Below are 24,694 nucleotides of genomic sequence, written 5' to 3' on the forward strand. Positions count from 1 at the left end.
CCGGCGGCCCCGCGCGGCGACCGGCCCGGCACAGCCGGGCGGGGGCGGTCGGTACAGTCCCTTTTTCCCCTTAAACAGAGAGCGCGGCGCGCCACTTTTTCCTTGAAACGCAGTCCAACCCCGCCCCCCCCCCCCCCCGGGGCCGGCGCCCGGAGACGAGTCCGGGCGCCGGCGGGGAATTCGGCTCAGCGGCCGAAGAGTCCGGCGTTCTGCTGGTCGGTGCGCTTGGTGTTGTGCGCGATCGATTCCAGCGTGGTGCCCGACGAGTTGAGTGAGGCACTCATCCGGGCGCATTCCTCGTTCCAGTGGCGCTGGGCGATTCCGTAGGCTTCCACGGCGTCGCCGGTCCAGTGGGACTTGAGCCGGGTGACTTTCTGATCGAGCAGGTCGAGCTGGTTCTTGATGTCCGCGGTGGCCTTGCGGAGGTCTTCGACGACCACGGCCACATTGCCGAACTGCATGCTGTACTGAGCGGTCATGGTGATCCTTGGGTGAGCGTACGGAAGGGAATACGGAATCAGCCGGCGCCGAGCACGGACCGGATGGAGCCGACCGCCTCGTGGTTGGAGCTGTTGGTCCGCTCGTAGTTCGCGACGCTGTCGTTGAGGACGGTCACCATGCGGCCGAGGTCGCCGTAGACCTTCTCGAAATGCGCGGTCCATTCGGACATGACGCGCTGGTACTGCTGTGCCGTGTCGCCGGTCCAGCCGCTGGTCAGTCCCTGGAGGGTGCCCTGGACGGTGCGGAGTACGGAGTTCAGCTGATTCTGCGTGTCCTCGAAGTCGGAGATCGCCGTCCGCATGGAGCCGGTGTCGACGAAGTTGTAATTAGTGGGCACGGACATCGCCTCGTGTCTGAAGTTGCGGGTTCCGGCGCGCGGCGGGAAACCCCCTTGTTTTCCCGTCCCACGCTAGGAGCCGCCGTTTACGGGAAACAGGGCCCGCAGACTCAATTCCCGTTCTTCCGGCGGGCGTCGGGGCGACCGGCTTCTCACCGGTCCCCGGCCACCGGCTGTTCCCGCCGGGCGGCCGCCGGGGTCAGCGCCGGACCGGTGGGCATCAGGGCCAGCAGCTCCGCCGGGACGGGGGCGCGGGGCGCGCCCGGGTAGCCGAGTGCGGCCGAGGCGTCGGTGCCGCCGCTCTCCGGGAGCGGGTACTTCACCCCGAGGTCGGTGATCAGGTAGGCGGTGCCGCGGGTGGCGCCGGGCCGCGGGGGCGTGGCGGCCAGGACCCCGGCGCCCGGTGCGACCAGCGCCCGGACCGGGCCGGTGCCCTTCGCCGGCGCGGCGCCGTCCGGGGTCCGGGCGAAGCGCAGCCGGCCCGGTCCGGGCCGTCCGCCGGTGCCCGGGGCCAGGGCGGCGCACGGCATCCGGTCGTGGTGTTCGGCCGGTTCGTAGAGGTCCGGCGGGGCGGGCGGCAGGCCGGTGGCGCCGGGCAGTGCGGCCGCCGGCGCCGCGGCCACCTCGGCGGCGTCGGCGGCGACCGGTCCGGCGCCCGCCGACTCGGCCATGGTCAGGTCCTTCTGCGTCTCGGAGAGCGGCGCGAGACCGCGCGGCAGGACCAGGAAGTACTGGACGCCGCGCCCCGTGCCGGTACCGAGCCGGAGGATCTGGCCGACGCGGGTGGCGCGGTCGCCGAGCCGCGGTCCGGCGTCCCCGCGGTGCGGTACCCGGGGCGCGCGCAGCTCGGGGCCCTTCGGCAGGGCGCCCGCCCAGAGCGCGGAGACCCGCCACGGCTCCGCGGTGCCGTAGCCCAGCGCGATCCGGGCGGCGCGTCCGGGCAGGTCCAGCAGGGTGTCCCGCCAGACGAGGTGGAGGGCGCCGTCGGGGGTCTGCACCAGTGCGGCCCGGTCGCGGCCCGGGGCGGCCGCGGGGAGCGCCCCGTCGACGGCGACCGTGTCGCGTACGGCGGCGCCCTTCGCCGGGGCGGGCGCGGAGCACACCAGCCAGTCGCGGCCGCCGAGCCGGTCCGGTGCGGGGAGCGCCTCGGGGGCGCCGGGGATGCCCACGGGTGCGCCGTGCGGGACGCCGGCCAGGGCGGTGCGCGGTACGGCGGTGGGCTCGGCCCTGGCGCCGAGCAGCCGGGCGGAGGCGTAGTTGGCGACCGGGTGGAGGGTGCCGTCGAGGTAGACGTAGCGGCTGCCGGTCTCCGTCTCCGTGATGAGGGTGCCGGGGGCGCGCCACGGGGGTACGGCGGTGGCGGGCATGAGGAGTCCCGCGACGGCGAAGCCCGCCACGACGAGGGCGGCGACGACGGTTCCGCCCATCGCCGCCCGGCTGAAGCGCCGCATCGGTGTCTCGGCGGCGTCCGGTTCCCCGCTGGTGAGTGCGGACACCACCCGTCCCAGGACGAACATGTGCGCCTGGAGCTGATCCTGCTTGTTCTGCATCGTTCCTCTTCGCGTGCGGACGGGCCGGTGACTGCTGCGGCGCGGGCGTCAGCCGCCGACCGCGCGGTGGACGGCGCCGTAGACGCCGAGCACCTGGAGCAGCACCGGGAGCACGGCCAGCGCGGTCGCGGTCTCGCCGATGTCGGCGGCCCGGCCCCAGTACGGCAGCGGCCGCATCCGCGGCATGAACCGCGCGCCGGCGAGGAACAGCGCGGCCACCACGGAGAGGCCGCCCAGTTCCAGGAAGAGCCGGAGCGCCGGGGAGAGGTGCCGGGCCAGCTCGGTGGTGAGCAGGACCAGTCCGACCGTGGCCGGGACGATCGCGGCCATCCGCTGCCAGGCACCCCGCAGGACCCGGCTGCGCAGCAGCAGCGCCGCGCAGGCGAGGGCGACGAGGGTGGCGGGCGCCCAGCCCGGGGCGTGGACGAGCGGCCCGAAGCACAGGGCGCACACGGTGCCCAGGGTGCAGAAGAGCGCCGTCATGAAGCGGTCGGTGACGGTGACCCGGCGCAGCAGCGGGACGGCCCGGACGGGGTCGATCTCCTCGCTCAGGTCCTCGGCGCCGGTCGGCAGGGCCGTGGTGCGCAGCCGGGCCATGCGGAAGGCGAGCAGCGGGACGGCCGGGCCGAGGGCGAGCGCCACCGTCAGCAGGACGGCGGCGGCGCCGCTGCCGTCGAGTCCGGCCAGTGCGGGCAGCGCGCCGACGGCGGCGGCGAGCCCCAGTCCGCTCGCCGCGGCGAACAGCGGCCGGGCGGTGGGGTGCAGCGCGATGCCGGGGACCGCCGCGATGAACACCGCCGCCCCGGCGCCCAGCAGATGAGGGGCCGCCGGCGTTTCGGGGTGCGGCCCGCCGGCGGCGAGGGCGCCCAGCAGTCCGGCGTACGGGAGGGCGGCGAGTCCCAGCAGGAGGCCGGCCGTGGGGTCGGCGAAGGGGCGGGCGACGACGCCGGAGGCGAGGACCAGCAGCGCGGCGAGCGCGCCGGCGGCCACCGCGCGCGGGGCGGCGGCGCCGGGGAGCAGCAGCACCGGCCAGCCCGCGGTGAGGGCGGCGAGCATGAAGCCGAGCATCAGCCGGCGGGTCATGCCCGGGTGCCAGCGGTCGGGGCGGGCGCGGATGCCGGTGGAGATCCCGTCGACGAGGTCGTCGAAGTCCATCTCGGGCAGGGCGTCGTCCCGGGGGCGCAGGGTGACCACGTCGCCGTCGCGCAGTCCCAGGGAGAGCGGGGTGCGTTCCTCGTCGAGGGGCGGCTCACCCAGCCGTTGCAGGACCCAGCCGCCGTGTTCCAGACCGGCGTCGGCGAGGTCGCCGCCGGCGCGCCGCAGCAGCGGCGGCAACAGGTCGCACAGGGGCACTCCGGCGGGTACGGCGACCTCCGCCTGCGCTCCGCCGGGGGCGACGACCACCAGCCGGCACATCTCTCCTGCGGGGTGGCCGCTCAGTGTGCGTGCACTCATTTCCGAACCTTTCAGGATTCCGGCCCGTACCTGTGAGTGAGGGCCGGCCGGAGGAGTTGTCCTCCCCCACCGGTCTACGGCCGGGTCCGTCCCGGAGGTTCAGTGACTGGCTGCCAAGGAGGCACGCTTCGTGACCACGGTCATCTTCCGCCGTCCGCTGCGCAGAACGGGGCCCGCGGTGCCGGAGGGGGAAATCGCCCTCCAGGAGCCGCCCGTGCTGCCGGAGAAGCAGGGCGGCGGTATGTCCAAGATGATGACGTACCTGCCGATGAGCGTCTCGTCCGCCGCGATGATGCTGATGTTCGCGCAGCCGGGCAGCGGCGGGCACGGGGCGCTCGGCTATCTGGCACCCGGGGCGATGGCGCTGTCCATGGTGATGATGCTCGTCGGCCAGTTGGGCAACTCCGCCGGGGAGCGCAAGCGGCGGCTCCAGGGCGCGCGCCGCGACTATCTGCGGTATCTGACGCAGTCCCGGCGGCAGGCGCGGCGCACGGCGCGGCAGCAGCGGGCGGCGCTCGCCTGGCTGCACCCGGATCCGGCGGGGCTGTGGTCGGTGGCGATGAGTTCGCGGCTGTGGGAGCGGCGGGTGACCCACGACGACTTCGGTGAGGTCCGGATCGGCACGGGCGAGCAGCGGCTGGCGACGCGTATCCAGTCGCCGCAGACCAAGCCGGTGGAGGATCTGGAGCCGCTCTGCGCGTCGGCGCTGCGGCGGTTCATCCACGCCTACGCGAAGGTGCCGGAGCTGCCGCTCGCCATCTATCTGCGGGCCTTCGCGCGGGTGCTGGTCCGCGGGGACGACACGGTGCGGCGGGACATGGTGCGGGCGGTCGTCGCGCAGCTGGCGACGCTCCATTCGCCGGAGAATCTGTGTCTGGCGGTCTGCGCCGACGACTCCCGGCGTGCGGAGTGGGACTGGGTGAAGTGGCTGCCGCACGCGCTGCACCGGCGGGAGCACGACGCGACCGGCCAGGTCAGGCTGGTGGCCGACAGTTACGAGGAGTTGGAGCGGCTGCTGGGTGAGGACTTCGCCGAGCGGGCCCGTTTCGATCCGTCGGCCGCGCCCCGCAAGGGCGAGCCGTACACGGTGATCGTGCTGGACGGGGTGCCGCTGCCGGCCGGGACGCGGCTGGCGGAGGGCGGGGTGGCGGGCACCACCGTCATCGATCTCGCCGAGTCGCTGGCCTGGAAGGGCGACCGGGTCACGCTGCGGCTGAACGTGTCGCAGGACGCGGTGGAGACCGTCGACACCGACCGGACCGGTAAGGACGTCACCTCCCGCGCGGGCCGTCCCGACCGGCTCGGCACCGCGCGCTGCCGGGCGCTGGCGCGGCTGATCGCGCCGTACCGGATGGGCGCGTCGGTGGAGTCGGCGGATCCGCTCTCCGCCGACTTCGAGCTGACGACGATGCTCGGAGTGGGGGACGCCCGCTCCTTCGACCCGGAGGAGTTCTGGGCCTCGCGCGCGGCGCGGGACCGGCTGCGGGTGCCGATCGGGGTGAGCGAGGACGGTACGCCGGTCGAGCTGGACATCAAGGAGTCCGCGCAGGGCGGGATGGGCCCGCACGGCATGCTGATCGGGGCGACCGGTTCGGGCAAGAGCGAACTGCTGCGCACCCTGGTGCTGTCGCTCGCCGCCGGCCATTCGTCGGAGATCCTCAACTTCGTCCTCGTCGACTTCAAGGGCGGGGCGACCTTCGCGGGTCTGGAGGAGCTGCCGCACACCTCCGCGGTGATCACCAACCTCGCCGAGGAGCTGCCGCTGGTCGACCGGATGCAGGACGCGCTCCAGGGCGAGCTGGTCCGGCGCCAGGAGTATCTGCGGCAGGCCGGGTACGGCTCGCTGTACGAACACGAGAGGGCCCGGCAGCAGGGCGCGCCGCTGGAGGCGCTGCCGACGCTGTTCCTCGTCGTCGACGAGTTCAGCGAACTCCTCAGCACCAAGCGGGAGTTCATGGACCTGTTCGTGATGGTGGGGCGGCTCGGCCGGAGTCTGGGCGTCCATCTGCTGCTGGCCTCGCAGCGCCTCGACGAGGGCCGGGTGCATCTGCTGGAGTCGCATCTGTCGTACCGGATCGGGCTGCGGACGTTCTCGGCGTCCGAGAGCCGCAGCGTCCTGGGCGTCCCGGACGCCTACCAGCTGCCCTCCGCCCCGGGCAACGGCTATCTCAACTCGGACATGAACCTCACCCGCTTCAAGGCGGCGTACGTGTCGGGCCCCTACCGCGCGCCCGAGCGCCGCCGCCCCGCCGTGGTGGTCGAGCGGCAGATCGCCGACTTCGGTACGGCGTACGTGCCCGTGGACCTGCCCGCGGAGCCGCCCGCCGCGCCGGAGGAGGCGGAGGCGCCGCCGGAGGAGGGCGAGGAGGCGGCGAGCCTGTTCGAGGTGCTGGTGGACCGGTTGCGGGACGTCGGGCCGCCGGCCCGTCAGGTGTGGCTGCCGCCGCTGGCCGAACCGCCGGCCCTGGACCAGGTGCTGCCGCCGCTCGCCCCGGACCCGGGGTACGGACTGGGCCCGGCGGACACCGAGCGGCGCGGGACGCTGACCGCCGCGCTGGGCATCGTCGACCGGCCCTTCGACGGGGTCCGCGATCTGCTGACCGTCGACCTGTCGGGCGGCGCGGGCCACGTCGGGATCGTCGGCGCCCCGCAGTGCGGCAAGAGCACCCTCGTACGGACGCTGATCAGCGCGCTGGCGCTGACCCACACGCCGCGGGAGGTGCAGTTCGCCTGTCTGGACTTCGGCGGCGGCACGCTCACCGCCCTCGCGGACCTGCCGCACGTCTCGGGCGTCGCGACCCGGCTGGAGCCGGAGCGCGGCGGGCGCATCCTCGCGGAGGTCGGGCAGTTGCTGGCGGACCGGGAGCGGCAGTTCCCCGAGCACCGCATCCAGTCGATGGCCGCGTACCGCCGGATGCGCCGGGAGGGGAAGTTCCCCGACGATCCGTGGGGTGACGTCTTCGTCGTCGTGGACGGCTGGTTCACGCTGCGCCAGGAGTTCGAGGCGTGGGAGGCGGTCCTCACGGACCTGGCCAACCGCGGGCTGAACTACGGCATCCATGTGGTGATCGCCGCGAACCGCTGGTCGGAGATCCGCTCGGCCGCCCGTGATCTGCTGGGCACCCGGCTGGAGCTGCATCTGGGCGACGCCATCGAATCGGAGGTCGGCAGCCGGGCCGCGGCCGGGGTGCCCGCCCTGCCCGGACGCGGGCTGACCGCCGACGGGCTGCACTTCCTGACGGCGCTGCCGCGGATCGACGGCGCCGGCACGGTGGACGACCTCCAGGAGGCGACCGCCGCGCTCACCGAGGACGTGGCGCAGAGCTGGCCGGGCCCCCGGGCGCCGCGGGTGCGGATGCTGCCGCGGTCCGTCGGCGCCGGTGAACTGCCCGCCCCGCGGGGCGATCTCCAGGTGCCGCTGGGGCTGGACGAGCACCGGCTGGAGCCGCTGTGGCACGACTTCGCCCAGCAGCCGCATCTGATGCTCTTCGGCGACACCGAGTCCGGCAAGACCAACCTGCTGCGGCTCCTCGCCCGCGGTGTGACGCACCGCTACGCGCCCCGGCAGGCCCGCATCATGACCGCCGACTACCGCCGCGATCTGTACGAGTGGATCCCGGAGGACTCCCAACTGGGCTACGCGGTCTCGGAGTCGGCGCTCGCCGAGATGGTGGCCTCCACCGCGGAGACGCTGCACGGCCGCCTCCCCGGCCCGGAGATCACTCCGGACCGGCTGCGGCTGCGCGACTGGTGGACGGGGCCGGAGCTGTTCGTCCTGGTCGACGACTACGAACTCGTCGCGGGCGGCGGTACGGGCGGCCCGCTCGCCCCGCTGCTGCCGTTGCTGCCGCAGGGCGCCGAGATCGGGCTGCACCTCGTGGTGGCGCGGGCGAGTTCGGGCGCGTCGCGCGCGATGATGACCGATCCGCTGCTGCGCCGCCTGTGGGAGCTGGGCACACCGGGGCTGCTGATGTCGTGCGGCAAGGAGGAGGGCGTCTTCCTCGGGGACGCGAAGCCGCGGCTGCTGCCGCCGGGCCGCGCCCAGTTCGTCACCCGCCGGCACGCGCCGACGCTGGTGCAGACCGGCCTGGTGGAGACGCCGGGCGAGGTCCGGCCGGGGTAGCCGCCGGACCTCGGCCAGGGGCCGGTCCGGCGGGCGCGCCGGACCGGCCCCTGGCGTGGGCGCGGTGCGCGAGACGGCACCGACCCACCGTGACCGGCAGATGAACGATCGCCCAACTCTCCCCGTATACAGGCGAGTTGGGACTTCCACGGCCGTCGCGGCGGTCATGATCCACAGGTGGGAAACGGAACGAAGGCACCGGAAACAAGGCCCGCCACCGCCGGGCCCGTGAAGAATCCGGGGCGGCGCCGGTGAGCGGGTACACGGCGCCCGCCGACACCGCACAGGCCCTCGCCGCGGTGGGGCTGCCGCACCCGGGCGGCGATCCCGGGCGGCTGCGCGAACGGGCCGGGGCGCACGACGCGCTGGCGGACGAACTCGCCGCGCACGCCGAGCGGATCGCGGAGCTGCTGCGGCGCTCCGAGGGCCTCTGGCGGGGCGGGGCGGCGGACGCGTTCGCCGGCGACGCGGCCGGACAGGCGGCCCGCGCCGCCCTCCTGGCGCGGACCGCGGCCCGGCTGGGGCAGGCGCACGCCGAGCACGCCGAGAAGACCCGCCGGGCCCTGGAGATCGTCGAGGAGCTGGCGATCCAGATCGCCGCCACCTTGGTGATCATGGCGGCGGCGGCCTGGTTCCCGCCGCTGCTCGCCGTGGTCGAGGCCCAGCTCGCCGCCCTCGCCGCGACCGCGGGCCGCATCCTCCAGTGGCTGGCGGACCTGCTCTCCGCCCTCGTGCGGTTCCTGCTGCGGGCGCGGACGTGGATCGGTGAGGTGTCCCGTCTGACCTGGCGCACCGATACGTTCGGCGTCGGCTACGGCAAGCTGCTCCACGACGGGGTGCGGGACGCCGTCGTCGACGTCCTGGCCGGTCTCACCCACCGCGGCATCACCCGCAAGCCGCTCGATCTCACCCTGCTGTGGTCGGCGCTGGGCAGCGGGCTGGCGGGCGGGGTGTTCGGCGCGGTGGAGGCGAGCGGCGCCCGCAAGGCGCTCACCTCCGCCGGCGAGGTCGAACGGACCGCGGACGGCCTGCCGCGGTACGTCCCGTTCGGTGATCAGGCCAAGGCGTGGGTCGGCGGACCCGGCCGGTCCCGGAGCGCCGCCGACGGGACGGCCGCGCCCGTCCCGCCCACAGCGCCAGGAGCCGTGGAGCGGGTCCCGGGCCGTGCGGAGATCGCGGAGGCGCTGGGCGGGGCGGGGCCGCTGGTGCGGTGGCGTACCGCCCGCGCGCAGGTCCGCGGGCACGGGCTGCGGGGGCTGCCCGGCGAGCGGGACGTCCTGGTGGGCGAGGTGGCCGGGGCGCGGTCCGTCTCCGATGCGGCGGACACCGCGCTGCGGACGGCCCGGGACGGTCTGGGCCGGGCCCGCGCCCGGCTGGCCGCCGCGGACGCGGACATCGCCGCGCACACCCGGGCGCTCGCCGAACGGCCCCGCGCGGAGGGCGCCGCCGCGGACGCGGCACACCACCGGGCGGCGCTGGCGGCCGCCCGGCAGGCCCGCTCCACCGCCGCCCGGGACGTCACGGCCGCGTCCGGCGCGGTACGGGAGACGGAGCAGGCCGCCCACGCCGCCCGGCGGGAGCTGGACGGTGTGCGGGAACGGCACCGCGTCTGGCAGGAGTTCGCGGACGCCGGCACCGAGATCCGCGCACAGGTCCCGGTCCGCGCCCGCCTCGTCGACGCCTGGCGGCACAACGTCTGGAAGGAGGGCCTCGCGACCGGGTACCGCACCACCCCGGCGGGCGCCGCCGTCCCCGCGTCCTGGGCGAAGGAGAACGTCAACGGCTTCGGCGACCTCGCCCTCAAGGCCCTCGGCTCCCCCAAGCCCTGGCGCCAGGTGGTGCTCTACGAGGGCGGCCTGAGCTTCCTGAAGGGCTCCGTGGGCAACGCCATCGCCACGGGGCTCGCCTTCGAACCGGGCAGGACCGATCCGCGGGTCTGGCTGGGCGTGCCGCTCGCGGGCGCCGGCGGCGCGGCGCGGGGCGCGCTGCGGGGCGCCGTCCACAACCGGGCGGTGCCCGACAAGAGCGTCGAGGACGCGGTGTTCGCGCTGGGGCTGAGCAGCCTGTCGAAGGAGATCAACGGGGAGGCGGTCCGGCAGATCGTCTCCTGACCGGGCCGCCGCCCGCTCAGGCGGCGGCCGGCACCGGCGGGTGGGCGTCGAGGTACGGCGCGAGGTAGCGCCGGGTGAGGCTGCCGACCTCCTGGACGACGGCGCGGTCGTACGGGTCCTTCTCGAAGGCGAGGTCCAGCAGGCGGGAGACCAGCTCCGAGACCATCAGGCTGACGAGGTCGGCGTGTTCCCGGCCGAGGTCGGGGTTGCGGCGGCGCAGGGCGTTTGCGACCAGGTCGGCGCTGCGGCGCACCGCGGCGACGATGTCGCTCTCCGTCTCCGGCATGGCCCGCAGCGCGTTGCGCAGCGCCGCGCTGCCCGGCGCCTCGACCCGCAGCCGCACCAGCCCTGCGATGATGCCGTCGACGTGCGGCCGCCAGTCCGGCGCGGTGGCCAGGCCCGTGACGTGCGCGGCGAGGAACTCCTCCCGCATCGCGTCGAACCGGCCCGACAGCTCCCGGAGAATGGCCATCTTGTCCGGGAAGTAGGCGTACAGGGTGGAGACGTTGACCTGCGCGCGGGCGGCGACGGCGTTGGTGTTCAGCGCCGGCAGGCCCGACTCCACGAGGATCGCGGTGGCCGCGGTGAGGATCTTCTCGACCGTCCGCTGCGACCTGGCCTGTACGGGCTTCCGCCGGAGCGCCGCGGCCGGTCGCGGCGCACCGGCGCCGGTCTTGGGTGAGGACATACCCCTATGGTGCCAGCCTTCCGTCACCCGGCGGCCGGGCACCGCGGCCCCGTTCCTCCGGCGCTCGCGCGCGCCGCACGGTCCGGTGCGCGGCCGTCCCGCCCGGCCGGCCCGGCGTGCGCGAACCGCCTCCGGCCTGCGGATACTCCGGCCGCCCGCGCCGCCCCGGGGAGATCCGCCGGGCCGCCCCCGGCCCCCGCGCGGCGGACCGGGTGAACGGTGCGTCAACCGGCATGACCCTGCGTCAATGGGCCCGTATACCCTTGCGGCCATGGGATTCCAGGCCCCGACAGCTCCCCCTACCGGCCGGCGGACGGACGCGGCGTCACTGCGGGAACTGGTCGAACGGGCCGCCGGCGGGCAGGGCGCCGCGCTCTGGGTGGAGGGCGAGCCGGGCATCGGCAAATCCTCCCTGGTCTCCGCCGCTCTGACGGACGCCGCGGCGCTGGGCTGCCGTACGGGGCTGGCCGCCGCGGACGAGTTCGGGGCGCGCTCCCCGCTGCGGGTGGCCCTCGGCTGCCTGGGGGTGGGCGACGGCGGGCCGGACGCGCACCACGACGAGATCCTGCGGCGGCTGCACGGCCCGCCCGCTCCCGGCGGACTGTCCGGCGCCGACCCCGTCCTGTCCGCGACGGAGGGCCTGCTGGCGCTGGTCGAGGAGGTGGCCGCCCGGCAGCCGCTGGTCCTCGTGGCCGACGACGTGCACTGGGCGGACGAGCCCAGCCTCATCGTCTGGCACCGGCTGACCCGCGCCGTCGAACGGCTGCCGCTGCTGCTGATCGCGGTGAGCCTGCCCGCACCGCCCCGCCCGGCGGTGGCACAGCTGCGCCGCAGTGTGCTCGCCCGCGGCCGGCTGCTGCGCCCCGGCCCGCTCGACGGGGACGAACTCGCCGCCCTCGTCGGCGAGTTGACGGACGCCGTTCCGGGCCCCCGGCTGCTGCGGCTCGCGGGGCACGCGGGCGGCAACCCGCTGCACGTCCGGGAGCTGGTCGGCGCGCTGACCGCCGGGGGCCGGATCACGGTCGAGGCGGGCCGGGCGGAGCTGCGGGAGGACGGCGACGGGGGCACCCTGCCACCGCTCGCCTCGCTGACGTCCCTGCTCCGCCACCGGCTGGCGTTCCTCACCCCGCCGGTGCTGGAGATGCTCGGCACCGCGGCCCTGATCGGCCCGGAGTTCACCGCGGCGCAGCTGGCCACCGTCCTGGAGACCCCCGTCTCGGAACTGCTCACGGGGCTGCGCCAGGCCCTGGCCGCCACCGTGATCACGGGGTCGGGCTCCGCGTTCACCTTCCGGCACCCGCTGCTGCGGCAGGCGCTGCGCGACAGCCTGCCGTCCGCACTGCGGCCGGTGCTGCACCGTCAGGTCGCCCGGGTCCTCGCCGCGTCCGGCGCGCCCGCCGAACGCGTCGCCGAGCAGCTGCTCGCCGGACCGGCCCCCACCGACCGCACCACCCTGGACTGGATCGCGGACCACGCCGCCCACCTCGCCCATCAGGTCCCCGCGACGGCCGTCGAGTTGCTGACCCGGGTGGCCGACGAGGGCGCCGGCGGCGGGCGGCAGGCGGTCGTCGCGGGGCTGGCGCAGGCGCAGCTCCGGCTCGGCCGGCTCGACGAGGCGGAGCGGCGCGCCTGGCAGGCGCTGGAGGGACCGGCCGAGCCGGAGGCGGCGGCCGCGACCCGCTGGACGCTGACCCGGGTGCTCCTCGACGCGGGGCGGGGCGAGCGGGCGCGCGCGGTGATCGGGGAGACGCTGCGTCAGGCGGCGCTGCCGCCGCACTGGCGGGCCCGTTTCCAGGCACTGTCGGCGCGGACACTGCGCGCCGACGGCGATCCGGACGGCGCCGACGCCCGCGCCCGGCAGGCCCTGGCCCTCGCCGAATCCTGCGGGGACGCTTTCGGGCGGGGCTACGCGCTGTGCGTCCGGTGGCAGGTCGCCTCCGTACGCCGTGATCACCGGGCCGCGCTGGCGGCGGTGGAGGAGGCCCTGTCGGTGCTCGACGACCGCCCCGAGCACGGCGAGGTGCGGTCCTGGGCGCTGGAGAGCCGGCTCTTCACCCTCCAGAACCTCGACCGGCCGGACGAGGCGGACGCCGCCCGCCGGGAGGCCGTCGAGGCGGCGCGGCGCGGCGGCGGGGACCGTGTGGGCCCGCTCATCGGCTCGGCCGTCCACGACTTCTGGCGCGGGCGCTGGGACGAGGCGGTCACCGCTCTCGGCGCGACCGCCCCCGAGGACGCCCCGTACGGTCCGCGGGAGCGCGGTCCGGTGCTGCTCCTCCACGGGATATCGGCGCTGATCGCCGGCCACCGCGACGAGCGGGAACGGGCGCGCCGCCATCTGGCGGCCGGGGCCGCGGGCCGCGCCGCCGACCGGGAACACCACGACTTCCTGCTGGCGGCGCGGGCCCTGGAGGCGGAGCGCGGCGGGGCGCCGGAGCGGGCCGTGGCGCTGCTGGCGGAGCTGCTGGAGACCGGCCCCGGGCGGCTGACCCTCGTCCATCAGTGGCTGCCCGATCTGGTGCGGCTCGCCACGGAGACCGGCGACACGGCGACGGCGAAGGCCGCCGCCGAGGCGTGTGCGGCGGAGGCGGCGAAGGAGACGGAGCCCGCGCGGGCGGCGGCCGCGGCCCTGCGCTGCCGGGGCCTGCTGGCGGCGGACCCGGAGCCGGTGCTGGCGGTCGCGGCGCACCACGCGGCGGTGGGCAGGGTGTTCGAACAGGCGCAGGCCCTGGAGGACGCCGCGGTGCTGCTGGCGCGCCTGCGCCGCCCGGCGCAGGCGCGGTCGGCGCTGGTGGAGGCTGTGGCCCGCTACACGGAGCTGGGCGCGGTGTGGGACGTGCGCCGGGCGGACACCCGGGCCCGGCGCCACGGCGTACGGCGCGGCGCGCGCGGGCCACGGCCGCGGGCGTCCTTCGGCTGGGAGGCGCTGACGCCGACGGAGCTGAGGGTCGCGCGGCTGGTCGCGGAGGGGAAGTCCAACCCGGAGGTGGCCGCGGACCTCTTCCTGTCCCGGCGCACCGTCCAGACCCATGTCTCACACATCCTGGGCAAGTTGGGCGTCACCTCCCGCGTCGGCATCGCGACCGAGGCGCTGCGGCACCCGGAGGGCCCGGCCCCGGCGGGGTGACGGCGGGGCGCGTCGGCGCCCCGCCCCGACGCGAGCGGTCCGGGGCGCCGCCCCGGGCCGGGCACCGTTCACACCGCGGCCGGTCCGCCCGCGCACCACCCGCTGCTGCTGGCCCGTACCGCCAGTTCGACGCGGGAGGCGACGCCGAGCTTGCTGAAGATGCCGCCCAGGTGGAACTGGACGGTACGGGGGGAGACGAAGAGCCGGGCGGCGATCTCGGGGTTGGAGCGGCCGGTGGCGACGTGCTCGACGACGACGCGTTCGGTCTCGGTGAGCGCGTCCCAGCCGCTCCGGGCACGCCTGCGGGGGCCGCGCCGGGTCCGCAGCCCGGCCGCGGTCAGCTGCCGCACGGCGCGAGCCGCGTCCCGCTCCGCGCCGAGCCCGTCGTACAGGGACAGGGCGGCGCCGAGGCAGGCACGCGCCTCGTCGGCCCGGTCACCGCGGGCGAGCAGTACGGCCAGCCGCTCGCGCGCGTACCCCTCGTCGAGGACCCGCCCGGCGGCCCGGAACAGCTCCGCCGCTTCTGCCAACACCTCTGCGTTGCCGTCGAGTTGACCCCGTACGAACAGCTCCAGGGCGTGCAGCCGGGATGTGCGGCGGTCGTCGGGGGTGGCGGCCAGGGCGCGGCTCAGGGCGCGCAGCCGGGCGGTGTCGGACAGCTCTCCGGCGAGCCGGGCGGCGTCCGGGCAGAGGTGGTGCAGCATGCGAGGTCCGGCCTCGGGCAGCTCCGTCCCGCCGACGGTCCACAGGGCGTCGAGGGCGCCCGCGCGGTCCCCCGCCGCCTCCAGCGTCAGCGCCTGCGCCCAGGGCCGCAGAGGGGCGTGGAGGACGGCGCCCGGCGCGTTTTTGGCGTCGTCGAGCGGCGGACGGTGCGGGGTCTGTCCCCGGTGAACGGCGATCACGGCGGCCTGGCAGCGGAGGGCGGGGTGCAGCCGGAGGTGGTCGGCGGTCTCCAGTCCGGCGCCGATGTCGGCGAGGGCGTCGTCCCAGTGCCCGGCGTGGAAGGAGGCCGCCGCCCGGCCGCTGTGACAGGCCGTCAGGAAGATGCCGGCGCCGTCGCCCGGACCGGCCGGCGCCGGGGTGAACGCCCGCCGGGCCTCCGCGAAGCGGTCGAGGTCGGTCAGGGCCAGGCCGCGCAGCGCGTGCGGCGCCATGGTCAGGTCGGGGGCGACCGCCTGCCGGCCGAGGAGCCGCAACGCCCGGTCGGTGAGTTCCAGGGCCTCGCGGGCCCGCATCTCGGACAGCCGCAGCAGCGCGAGGACCACCGGCCCGTGCACGGTGGCGTCGAGCCCGCCGCCCTCCCCCGCGGCCACCGCACGACGCGCCTCCCGCTCCGCCTCGGGAAGCCGCCCGAGGGCGAAGTGGCACTGCGCGGCGAACGCGTGGGCCCGGGGATCACCGGAGGAGGCGCCGGCGGTCTCCAGCGCCCGTTCGTGCTCACCTTGCCGGAAGGCGCTCCAGGCGATCAGCCGGGTCAGCTCCCGCCGTACGGCCGGTGGCGGGTCGTCGGCCAGCGCCGTGTGTGCCGCCCGTTCCGCGGCCGGGGCGTCGCCGGTGCGGAGCAGGGCCCGCGCCCTCTCGCGGGCGAACTCCGCCCGCCGCGGATCGCCCGGCCGCAGTCCGCCGAGGGCGCGCTCCAGCAGTGCGGCGGCGTCCGCCGGGGCGCGTTCGGCGAGGGTCCGTGCGACGCGGGCCAGCCACTCCAGGGCTTCGGCGCCCAGGGTGACGCCCGGCGTCAGGAAGTACGGGGCGACCTGCTCCGGCGGCGCGCCCGCCGCGGCCAGCGCGGTGCCCACCTGCTGCTTGAGCGCGATCCGTACGGAGTGCGGCACCGCCTCCAGCTGGGCCTGGCGCAACAGGGGCTGGCGGAAGGCCAGTTCGTGCTCGGACGCGGTCAGCAGCCCGGCGTCGACCGCTTCCCGCACCCCTTGCCACACCTTCATCACGGGGGCGGCCATCGCGGTGGCGAGATCGGCCAGGTGCACCCGGGGGCCCATGACCGCCACCACCTCCAGTACGTCCCGTGTGCGGTGGGGCAGCGGGTCCAGCTGCCGTTGCAGCGTCTCGTGGACGCGCGCAGGCAGCGCGGTGTCCTCGGCGGCGGGCGGCACGAGGTCGGCGACACCCTCGACGACGCTCAACTCTCCGCCGGCTGTGAGATGTCCGAGGAGTTCGGTGACGAAGAGCGGGTTGCCGGCGGCCGCGGCCAGCCGCCGCAGCAGTCCGGGCCCGGCGGGCGCCCCGGTCCGGTCGGCGGCGAGCGCGGCGACGTCCGGCGCGGTCAGCGGCGCCAGGGCGAGCCGCCGCTCGACGGCCGTCCCGACCGCGCGCAGCGCGCCGTCCGGGTCCGGGGCGACACCGGTGGAGCGGACCGCCAGGCACAGCAGCAGCGGCAACCGCCCGGCCGCGGCGCGCCGCAGGCGGTGGAGGACGGCGAGGCTCGACGGGTCGGCCCACTGCAGATCGTCCACGAGCAGGGCGACCGGCCCGTCGTCGCAGTGGCCGGTGAGCAGCCGCTCCACCCCTTCGGCGGCGTCGAACGCCCGCCCCGGCGCCCCGGCCCTCTCCACGCCGGGCCGGGCCGCGCGGGGCCGCAGGCAGCCGCGCACCGCGTGGAACGGCACCGACCGCTCCAACTCTTCGCCCGCACCCCGCAGTACGCGGAATCCGGCCTCGGCGCACCGCCGCGCGAGGGCGTCGAGCAGGGCGCTCTTGCCGATACCGGGCTCCCCCGTGAGCAGCACCGATGTGCCGTGTCCGCTCCGCGCCCGGTCCATCGCCTCGCCGAGGAGTCTCAGCTCGCCGTCCCGCCCGAACAGCGGTGCGGCTGTGTGACTGGTGCTGACGATCGTCATCCCGACTCCCGATCCAGGAGGTGTACCGGCCGTACGGCGGCCGTGCGAAGAGGCGGCCCGGCCCCGCACGGGGCGATTCCGGGGGCCGTGACGGCGGGGACGCCGAAGGCGCACCCCACCCCAGAGGAGGCAAGCTTTTGCTTGGATTCAAGCTACGCCCCCGCCTTCACCAGCGTCAACGCGACCACCCGACGACCGAGGCAACCTCGAACCGTTCGATGACGAGGGCGAGTTCGGCCGGCCTCACAGGAATGCGCGAGAGGCGGCACGACACCCGCCCGACCGGGCCCCTCACCCCCGTCCCGACGCCCGGCAAGCGGCGCCACCACCCCGTCGGCCACACCGGAGAACCCTTCCCGGAGCACCCGAGGAGAAGGGCGCCGCACCATCACGACGCCCGGCCGACGGCCTCTCGGAACTCGGAACCCACAGAACTCACAGAACTCACCCACGGAGCGAAATCCGCCGGAATCCACCCGGCTTCCTCCCGGGCGCCGAACACCCCGGCACCCCGGCGCCCCGGCACCCCGGCCGACGCACCCGTCGACAGCACCGAACCCCGAGCGAAGGCGGCCGGTCACACCCCACGCCGCACCCCGGCCACGGCCTCCGGGTACACCCCGGCCGCCCCACCCCTCATCACAGCCAATATGTGAAATTCACGTCTTGATTTGAGAACTTCACATGTGATTCTGTTTGAAGCATCATGAACGACGTGATCCCTGAGAACTCGACGTCCGCCGTGGGCCCGCGCCCGGTGGTCGGCGTCTCGCTGAAGCTCTACTTCGGCCTGGCGCGGACCCGGGCCTGGCTCGCGGAGGTGGCCGCGCTCCGCGACGCGCTGGCCGCGCTCCCCCGCCCCGTCGACCTCTTCGTCCTCCCCGCCTTTCCGGCCCTCGCCGACGCCCGCGAACTGCTGGCCGGCACCGGTGTCGCCTACGGCGCCCAGGACGTCCACTGGGCCGAGAGCGGCGCCTGGACCGGTGAGGTCTCCGCGGGCATGCTCGCCGAGACCGGCGCCCGCTACGTCGAGGTCGGCCACGCCGAACGCCGCCGCCACTTCGGCGAGACCGACGAGACCGTGGCCGCCAAGACCCGCGCCGCCACCCACGCCGGCCTGACCCCCGTCATCTGCGCCGGTGAACGCCGCGCCGACACCCTCTCCGACGCGATCGAGGAGACCCTCACCCAGGTCCGCGCCGCCCTGTCCGGCGCCGTACCCGGCAGCGAGGTCGTCATCGCGTACGAGCCGGTCTGGGCGATCGGCGCCCGCGAGCCCGCGCCCGCCGAGCACGTCCGGGCGGTCGCCGGGGCGATCCGCGGCGCCCTGCGCGACCACGACGTCCGCGGCCGGCTGATCTACGGCGGGACCGCGGGCCCCGGCACGTACACCGAGCTGGGCGGCGCCGTCGACGGGCTGTTCCTGGGGCGTCTCGCCCATGACACCGAGGGCCTGCGCAAGGTCGTCGAAGAGATCGCCGGCAGCTGACCGGCCCGCGCCCGGCATCCCCCATCCGAACCCACCAGGCCCCACGGCCCCGGCCCTCCAGGAGAGATACCGTGACCACCGACCAGGGCACCGTCCGCATCGCCATCGGCGCCGACGACGCCGGTCTCGTCATGCGGGACGCGATGATCGCCCACCTCACCGAACGCGGCTACCCCGTCACCGACATGAGTGCCGCCCCGTCCGAGGACTACCCCGACGTCGCCGAACGCGTCGCGCGGAGTGTGGCCCGCGGCGACCACGAGCGCGCCGTCCTCATCTGCGGCACCGGCATCGGCATGGCCATCGCCGCCAACAAGATCCCCGGCATCCGCGCCGCGCAGATCCCCGACAGCTACAGCGCCGAGCGGGCCCGTAAGTCCAACGACGCGCAGATCGCCTGCTTCGGCAACCGCACGATGGGTGTCGAGGCGGCGCTGGTCTGCCTGGAGCACTGGCTGGCCTCGGAGTTCGCGGGCGGCGGCTCGGCGCCCAAGGTCGAGAAGATCAAGCAGGTCGAGTCCCGCAACCTGCTCACCGCCTGACCGCACACCCCGGGCGGCGGCCGGACGGCACCTACGGAGCACCGGCTCCGCCCGGCCCGTCGGCCGCCCGCCGCCCCGTCCCCGCCCCGGAGCCCTCCCGGGAGCCCCCGTACCCTCTCCCGCATCCACTTCCGAAAGGCGGTAACGACCATGCGCGCAGTTGTCATCGAGGAACCGAACAAGCTGAACGTGACCACCGTCGCGGACCCCACCCCGGGCCCCGGCGAGGTCGTCGTCAAGGTCACGGCCGCCGGACTGTGCGGCACCGATGTGCACATGCTCGCGGGCGAGTTCGGGCCTACCCGCTACCCGGTGATACCCGGCCACGAGTTCTCCGGCGAGATCGTCGCGGTGGGCGCGGGCGTCACCGGCTACGCGGAGGGCGACGCCGTCGCCGCCGACCCGGCCATCTACTGCGGCGCCTGTCACTTCTGTGCCATCGGCCGCGGCAACCTCTGCGAGCAGTGGGGCACCATCGGCATCACCATCGACGGCGCCTGCGCGGAGTACGTCAAGGTCCCGGTCCGCAACCTCTACCGGCTGCCGGAGACCGTCCGCCTGGAGCACGCCCCGCTCATCGAGCCGCTGTCGACGATCGTGCGCGGCTTCGACATCGTCGACCCTCAGCTCGGCGACAACTTCCTCATCTACGGCGCGGGCACCATGGGCCTGCTCTACCTCCAGGTCGCCCAGCGGGCCGGCGCCGCCTCCGTCTCCGTCGTCGACATCAACGAGGACCGGCTCGCCGTCGCCCGCCGGCTCGGCGCCGACGCCGTGGCCACCTCCGCCGACGAGCTGACCGCCGACCACCCGCGCGGCTGGCAGGTCGTCACCGACTGCACCGGCAACATCCGCGCCATCGAGGACGGGCTGACCCGCCCGATCCGCGGCGGCACCTTCCAGCAGTTCGGCTGCGCCCCCGACCAGGAGAAGGCGCAGTTCTCACCGTTCCGCATCTACAACGACGAGATCCGCATCGTCGGCAGCATGGCGATCCTGCACAGCTACGGCCGCGCGGTGGAACTGCTCGGCAAGGGCGTCATCGACTCCGAGACGATGATCACGCACCGGTTCGGCCTGGACCAGTACGCCGAGGCCCTGGAGACCTTCAAGAAGGGCACCGGCCGCAAGCTCCAGATCGTCCCGAACGGTCCGCTCGCCTGACCCTTCCGCCCCGCACCACCCACGGCCGCCCGCGCACCCCGCGGGCGGCCGTCCGCGTTCCGGGCCCGGCGGCCGGTGCCCCGCGGCCCGCCCACGGCACGGCGCCGACCCCGCGAGGACCGGTGCGAGAAGCCATCCGGGCAGGAAAAACGCAACATCGACAGGGGCCGCCGAGGCCGCTACCTTCACCTGGTCCCCGGGCGAACGCCCACGGCCGCACCGGAGTTCGTCCGGGCCGGGCCGCCCGCGACGCGATGAGCCGACCCCGCCCCACGAACCCCCGCCCCGCACGCGCACCGCCGCACGGGGCCACGCCCGCCACCCACGGACCAGGGAGACATGCATGCCCCACCTCGCGCTGTACACCTTCGGCGTCCTGAAGACGCCGCTCGCCGACCCCGCCCCCCTCACCCGCGAATTCCACGACAGCGCCGACCCCATCTACCGGGAGATCAGCCGGCATCCCGGATACCTCGCCCGCGCCGAACCGGCGCCCGGCGCCCGGGGCTCCCACTTCGACCTGGACTGGGGCGCGTGGGGAGCATTCGCCGTACCCGCCTGGTACGACAGGGGCCGCACGGTGGAGACCACCGCCCTGGCCACCACCCTCTCCCTCTGGACCGACCTGCGCCCCGCCTTCGGCGCCATCTACAACGGCCTGCACCGGACGGCCCTGAACAGGCGTTACGACTGGTTCGAGAGAACGGCGCACCCCAGTTACGTGTTCTGGTGGGTCACCGACGACGCGATACCCACCTGGCAGGACGGCGTCTCCCGGCTGGAACACCTCCACACCCACGACGCCACGCCGCACGCCTTCACCTTCCACCACCCGTTCACCCCGGACGGAAACCCGGCCAGGACCCGAGGCAGCGGCCCGAAGAACGACCGGGCCCACTGACAGGGGCATCCCGAACGACCGGCCCCGCACCCCGGTTCCACCGGTCCCCGGAGGTTTTACGGAGCCGGCCTCTCCGCCACCCCTCCCGCCCGGTCTTCCACGGCACGCCGGGCGGGGCCGGGCGCAAACTACCCCACCAGCGCCGCGAGTTCCGTTCCGGCGAGCAGGAAGCCGCCGACGCCGAAGTCCGCGGTGGTGTCCGGGCCGACCGGTTGGCCCGACTCCGGCCGGTCCCCGGCGGGCTGGACGTAGCCGAGGAAGCCGTCCGGGTGCACGGCACGGGTGACGAGGGCGTGCCAGGCGCGGGCGGCGACGGGGCGGAAGAGCCGGGCCGGGACCAGGCCGGTACGCAGCGCGTACGCCGTGGCGTAGAGGAAGAAGACGGTGCCGCTGGTCTCGGGGCCCGGCAGGTGGGCGGGGTCGGCGAGGTTGACGTTCCAGAAGCCGTCGGGGCGCTGGATGCGGCGCAGGGTGCGCAGTTCGGTGGTGAGGGCGGTGCGGTAGAGGGGGACGTGCGGGTGATCGGCGGGGAGGGCGGCGAGGACCTTGGTGTGGGCGCCAGCGACCCAGCCGTTGCCGCGCGACCACAGCACCGGTTTCCCGTCCGGGGAAACGATCTGCCCGGGGAGGAATCGCTTGTCGCGGTACCAGAGCCCGCTGCCGGGGTCGAGCAGCCCGGGGCCGCCCTCGGCGTCGCGGGTGTGCAAGTAGAGGGTGTGCATGGCCTCGGCGTAGGCGGGGTCGCGGCGGACCGCGCCGAGGCGGGCGAACGGCGGCATCGCCATGTGCAGCGCGTCGTCCCACGTCCAGTCGGCGTGCCGGTCCGCCGCGGAGTCGACCATCGCGCGCACCGAAGCGTCCAGCTCCGCGATCTTCGTCTCGTCCGGTGTGCGGTCCAGCGCGTACAGGTCGAGATAGGCCTGGCCGGCGCACTGGTTGTCGGCGTGGCGGGTGGCGGGGCCGCCGTTGAGCCCGTAGGAGTGCTTCTCGGCCCAGCCGCGGGCGTAGGCGGCGTAGCGGGGCTCGCCGGTCAGCCGGTGCAGGGCGAGCAGTCCGCCGAAGAAGACGGCGCGGGCCCACTTGTTGTCGCCGGGGTCGGTGTGCGCGCCGATCCAGTGGTCGGCGACGCGGCGCAGTACGGCGATGATCTCCGCCCGCGGGGGCAGTCCGCCGCCCGCCCCGGACCGGTCCGCCGCGGCGGCGGCTCCGGCCGCGGACGGGGGCAGACCGCCTCCGACGGCCAGCACGGCTCCGGTGGCGAGAAAGTGCCGACGTTCCATGACACGCCCCTTCCGGGTACGACGATCGGGCACGAGCACCACGGGACGGGGCGGGCCGGGTCCGGGGCCGCCCGGACGGGCCGGTGCCGGGCCGGGCGGAGCGCGCGGCCCGGCACCACCCTCCCGTTCACGTACGGGAACGCTGTTCGTTCATGGGAAGCGCTGCCATGGTGACAGCGAACCCCACCCCGGGGAAGAGGGCCGCCCAGGAGCGGCCGAACGGCGGCACTCGCTCCCCCTGAGGTCCGAGGTCTCGCCGCTCTTCACGCCCAGCGAGGCACAACTCCCGCCTCTCATCGGCCCGTTGCTCCGATGTTTGTCCGGTCGCGGGGCTTCCCGTGACGCGGGGGTCGCTGCACCATGCGGGTGGCACGGCGGGCGGCGCGTCCACGGGGCGCCCGCGCGCCGGAGGCCATCCACCGAGCGAAGGAGCCCGCGATGGGACGCCGCATCAGACCGTTCCGGCTGCTGGGGGTACTGGGGCTGTTGGGGGCGCTGCTGGCCGCCGGGGTGCCCGCCGGGGCGGCGGCGCGGCCCGCCCCCGGCGGCTCGGGCCCCGGCACCAACCACGCGGTCGACGACCCCTTCACGGCCGACCGCACCTCCTGGTGGCGGCAGGACCGCTTCGGGATGTTCATCCACTTCGGCCCGTACTCCAATCTGGAGGGCGAGTACACCCGGCCCGACGGCACCGTCTGCCGCGACGCCGAGTGGATCAAGCGCCAGTGCAAGATCCCCACCGCCGCGTACGAACGGCAGGCCGCCACCTTCGACCCGGCGGACTTCGACGCACGAGCCATCGTCCGGGCGGCCGAGGACGCAGGTCAGCGCTATATCGTCATCACCGCCAAACACCACGACGGCTACGCGATGTGGCCGACCGGGCAGAACACCTGGAACCTGCGCGACCACTCCGCGTTCGACCCGCGCCGCGACCTCCTCGCCGAGCTGAAACGCGCCGCCGACGCCGCCGGGATCAAGCTCGGTCTCTACTACTCGATCTGGGACTGGCACGATCCGGACTTCGCCGCCCCGGCGACCTTCCCGCGCTACAAGAAACGGATGTACGCGCAGCTCAAGGAGTTGATCGACGGCTACGACCCGGCGCTGTTGTGGTTCGACGGCGACTGGGACGCCGACGACCCCGTCAACCGCTGGTCCCGCCGCGACGGCGCCGACCTCCAGGCGTATCTGCACCGGCTCGATCCGGACCTGCTGGTCAACAACCGCGTCGGCAAACGCGGCGTGACCGACGGCGACTTCGGCACCCCGGAGCAGAAGATCCCCGACGAGCCGGTGGCCGGTCAGCTGTGGGAGAGCTGTATGACGCTCAACGACCACTGGGGCTTCGCCCGCTACGACACGCACTGGAAGTCCCCGGCCACCCTCGTCACCAACCTCCTCACCGTGGCGAGCCGCGGCGGCAACTACCTCCTCAACGTCGGCCCCGACCGCCGCGGGCGTATCCCGCGGGCGTCCGTGGACCGGCTGCGGGAGACCGGCCGGTGGCTGGCCGCGTACGGCCAGGGCGCGGCGGTGTACGGCGCCGGATACACCGGGCTGGTCGCGGAGCCGTCATGGGGCGCGGTCTCCCGGCGCGGCGACACGCTGTACGCCTCGGTCACCGCCTGGCCGGAGCCCGGCGCCCCGCTGCATCTGACGGCCCGCGCGGCGTTCACCGTCACCGGCGCGCGGGTCCTCGGCAGCGACCGGCCGGTCACCGTCACACCGAAGGGAGACGGCTGGGACCTGACCCCGACGGGCCCGGCGCCCGGCCCCCTCCCCGCCGTGATCCGGCTGACGCTCACGCCCCCTGAGGCGGCCCCCGCCGGCCACGGCACCGGGCTGCACGCCCGAAGCTGGGACAACGCCACCTTCACGGGACGCCCGGTGGTCTCCGGCACCGACCCGACGGTCAACAAGTCGTACGGCTTCGACGGCTCCCCCGACCCGCGGATCCCGGCGGGCCGCTTCAGCACCCGCTGGAGCGGCCGTATCGAGCCGCGCTACACCGAGACGTACACATTGACCACCGTCTCCGACGACACCGTGCGGCTGTGGATCGACGGCCGGCTGGTGATCGACCACGCCACCCCGCACGCCGTCGCCGTCGACCGGGCGACGGTGCGGCTGACCGCCGGGCACCGGCACCGCATCCGGATCGAGCACACCCAGCGCTCCGGCGAGGCGCACATGAAGCTGCTGTGGTCGAGCCCGAGCCAGTCGCAGCAGATCGTGCCGAGCCGTCAGCTCCACCCGCGCTGAGGTCCGGGCCGTACGCCGACGGGGAGCGGCAGCCGATCGCTGCCGCTCCCCGTCGGGTGCCGCTCCTCACCGGAGCGGGTGGTGCGGTGCCGGGCCGCCCTCCGCCGGCCGGGGCGGAGGGCGCCGGTCAGTCGATACCGCGGAAGATGTGCGGCTCGACGGGTTCCTCGTCACAGCCTGCGAGCCGGACCGGAGCGCCACGCCCCCACACTTCGAGGTTGCGGACTTCCTTGATACGGCCGGGGCGCTCGCTCTGCTTCGAGCGGGGCTCCTTGTACTGCGTCTTGTCGAATGCCACCACGCACTCCT

At 75.2% G+C, this 24,694-nt stretch carries 16 protein-coding genes; 8 read left to right on the forward strand and 8 right to left on the reverse strand.

Going from position 1 to position 24,694, the window contains the following annotated elements; translation table 11 throughout:
• Positions 1 to 185: 185 nt before the first annotated feature.
• From ACZ4M8_RS22665 to eccD, 4 genes are all read right to left on the reverse strand, one after another.
• Positions 186 to 479 carry a WXG100 family type VII secretion target gene (locus tag ACZ4M8_RS22665; RefSeq protein ID WP_467610033.1) on the reverse strand — a complete coding sequence of 98 codons (294 nt, stop codon included), beginning with the start codon at positions 477 to 479 and terminating at the stop codon, positions 186 to 188.
• A gap of 38 nt (positions 480 to 517) precedes the next feature.
• A complete protein-coding gene (locus ACZ4M8_RS22670) occupies positions 518 to 844 on the reverse strand; it encodes a WXG100 family type VII secretion target (protein ID WP_467610035.1) in 327 nt (108 codons plus the stop codon).
• A 146-nt stretch (positions 845 to 990) separates the two neighbouring features.
• Positions 991 to 2,388 (reverse strand): type VII secretion protein EccB, encoded by a 1,398-nt coding sequence (gene eccB / locus ACZ4M8_RS22675; protein WP_467610037.1) that lies wholly within the window; start codon positions 2,386 to 2,388, stop codon positions 991 to 993.
• A gap of 48 nt (positions 2,389 to 2,436) precedes the next feature.
• Positions 2,437 to 3,843, reverse strand: coding sequence for a type VII secretion integral membrane protein EccD (eccD, locus tag ACZ4M8_RS22680; protein ID WP_467610040.1), 1,407 nt, complete (start codon positions 3,841 to 3,843; stop codon positions 2,437 to 2,439).
• Between the two features lie 130 nt (positions 3,844 to 3,973).
• On the opposite strand from eccD, the gene eccCa reads away from it, so the two are divergent.
• Positions 3,974 to 7,966, forward strand: a complete 3,993-nt coding sequence (gene eccCa / locus ACZ4M8_RS22685) for a type VII secretion protein EccCa (protein ID WP_467610043.1) — start codon at positions 3,974 to 3,976, stop codon at positions 7,964 to 7,966.
• A 251-nt stretch (positions 7,967 to 8,217) separates the two neighbouring features.
• Positions 8,218 to 10,077, forward strand: coding sequence for a hypothetical protein (locus ACZ4M8_RS22690; RefSeq protein WP_467610045.1), 1,860 nt, complete (start codon positions 8,218 to 8,220; stop codon positions 10,075 to 10,077).
• Between the two features lie 16 nt (positions 10,078 to 10,093).
• On the opposite strand, the gene ACZ4M8_RS22695 is transcribed toward ACZ4M8_RS22690, so the two are convergent.
• The gene (locus ACZ4M8_RS22695) at positions 10,094 to 10,765 is read right to left on the reverse strand and encodes a TetR/AcrR family transcriptional regulator (RefSeq protein ID WP_467610046.1); all 672 of its coding nucleotides are present in this window, start codon (positions 10,763 to 10,765) and stop codon (positions 10,094 to 10,096) included.
• A gap of 271 nt (positions 10,766 to 11,036) precedes the next feature.
• On the opposite strand from ACZ4M8_RS22695, the gene ACZ4M8_RS22700 reads away from it, so the two are divergent.
• Positions 11,037 to 13,889: a helix-turn-helix transcriptional regulator gene (locus tag ACZ4M8_RS22700; protein ID WP_467610048.1), complete on the forward strand. Its 2,853-nt coding sequence runs from the start codon at positions 11,037 to 11,039 to the stop codon at positions 13,887 to 13,889.
• 68 nt (positions 13,890 to 13,957) lie between these two features.
• Here the strand turns inward: ACZ4M8_RS22700 and ACZ4M8_RS22705 are convergent, their stop codons facing one another.
• Positions 13,958 to 16,744: a helix-turn-helix transcriptional regulator gene (locus tag ACZ4M8_RS22705; RefSeq protein WP_467610050.1), complete on the reverse strand. Its 2,787-nt coding sequence runs from the start codon at positions 16,742 to 16,744 to the stop codon at positions 13,958 to 13,960.
• Between the two features lie 715 nt (positions 16,745 to 17,459).
• Between ACZ4M8_RS22705 and ACZ4M8_RS22710 the strand changes: the two genes are divergently transcribed.
• From ACZ4M8_RS22710 to ACZ4M8_RS22725, 4 genes are all read left to right on the forward strand, one after another.
• On the forward strand, positions 17,460 to 18,233 hold the full coding sequence (locus ACZ4M8_RS22710) for a triose-phosphate isomerase family protein (RefSeq protein WP_467610052.1): 774 nt from the start codon (positions 17,460 to 17,462) through the stop codon (positions 18,231 to 18,233).
• Positions 18,234 to 18,304: 71 nt separating this feature from the next.
• Entirely contained in the window at positions 18,305 to 18,775 is a 471-nt protein-coding gene (locus tag ACZ4M8_RS22715; protein ID WP_399083066.1) for an RpiB/LacA/LacB family sugar-phosphate isomerase, read from the forward strand.
• A gap of 150 nt (positions 18,776 to 18,925) precedes the next feature.
• A complete protein-coding gene (locus tag ACZ4M8_RS22720; RefSeq protein WP_467610055.1) occupies positions 18,926 to 19,939 on the forward strand; it encodes a zinc-dependent alcohol dehydrogenase family protein in 1,014 nt (337 codons plus the stop codon).
• A 343-nt stretch (positions 19,940 to 20,282) separates the two neighbouring features.
• Complete coding sequence (locus ACZ4M8_RS22725; protein ID WP_467610056.1) at positions 20,283 to 20,840, forward strand: DUF3291 domain-containing protein; 558 nt, start codon at positions 20,283 to 20,285, stop codon at positions 20,838 to 20,840.
• Positions 20,841 to 20,968: 128 nt separating this feature from the next.
• On the opposite strand, the gene ACZ4M8_RS22730 is transcribed toward ACZ4M8_RS22725, so the two are convergent.
• Positions 20,969 to 22,120, reverse strand: coding sequence for a glycoside hydrolase family 88 protein (locus ACZ4M8_RS22730; protein ID WP_467610058.1), 1,152 nt, complete (start codon positions 22,118 to 22,120; stop codon positions 20,969 to 20,971).
• Positions 22,121 to 22,558: 438 nt separating this feature from the next.
• On the opposite strand from ACZ4M8_RS22730, the gene ACZ4M8_RS22735 reads away from it, so the two are divergent.
• Entirely contained in the window at positions 22,559 to 24,385 is a 1,827-nt protein-coding gene (locus tag ACZ4M8_RS22735; RefSeq protein WP_467610060.1) for an alpha-L-fucosidase, read from the forward strand.
• Positions 24,386 to 24,512: 127 nt separating this feature from the next.
• Here the strand turns inward: ACZ4M8_RS22735 and ACZ4M8_RS22740 are convergent, their stop codons facing one another.
• Positions 24,513 to 24,683, reverse strand: coding sequence for a hypothetical protein (locus ACZ4M8_RS22740; RefSeq protein WP_399083086.1), 171 nt, complete (start codon positions 24,681 to 24,683; stop codon positions 24,513 to 24,515).
• Between the last annotated feature and the right edge of the window lie 11 nt (positions 24,684 to 24,694).

The organism is Streptomyces sp. NPDC027185 (genome assembly GCF_055567035.1).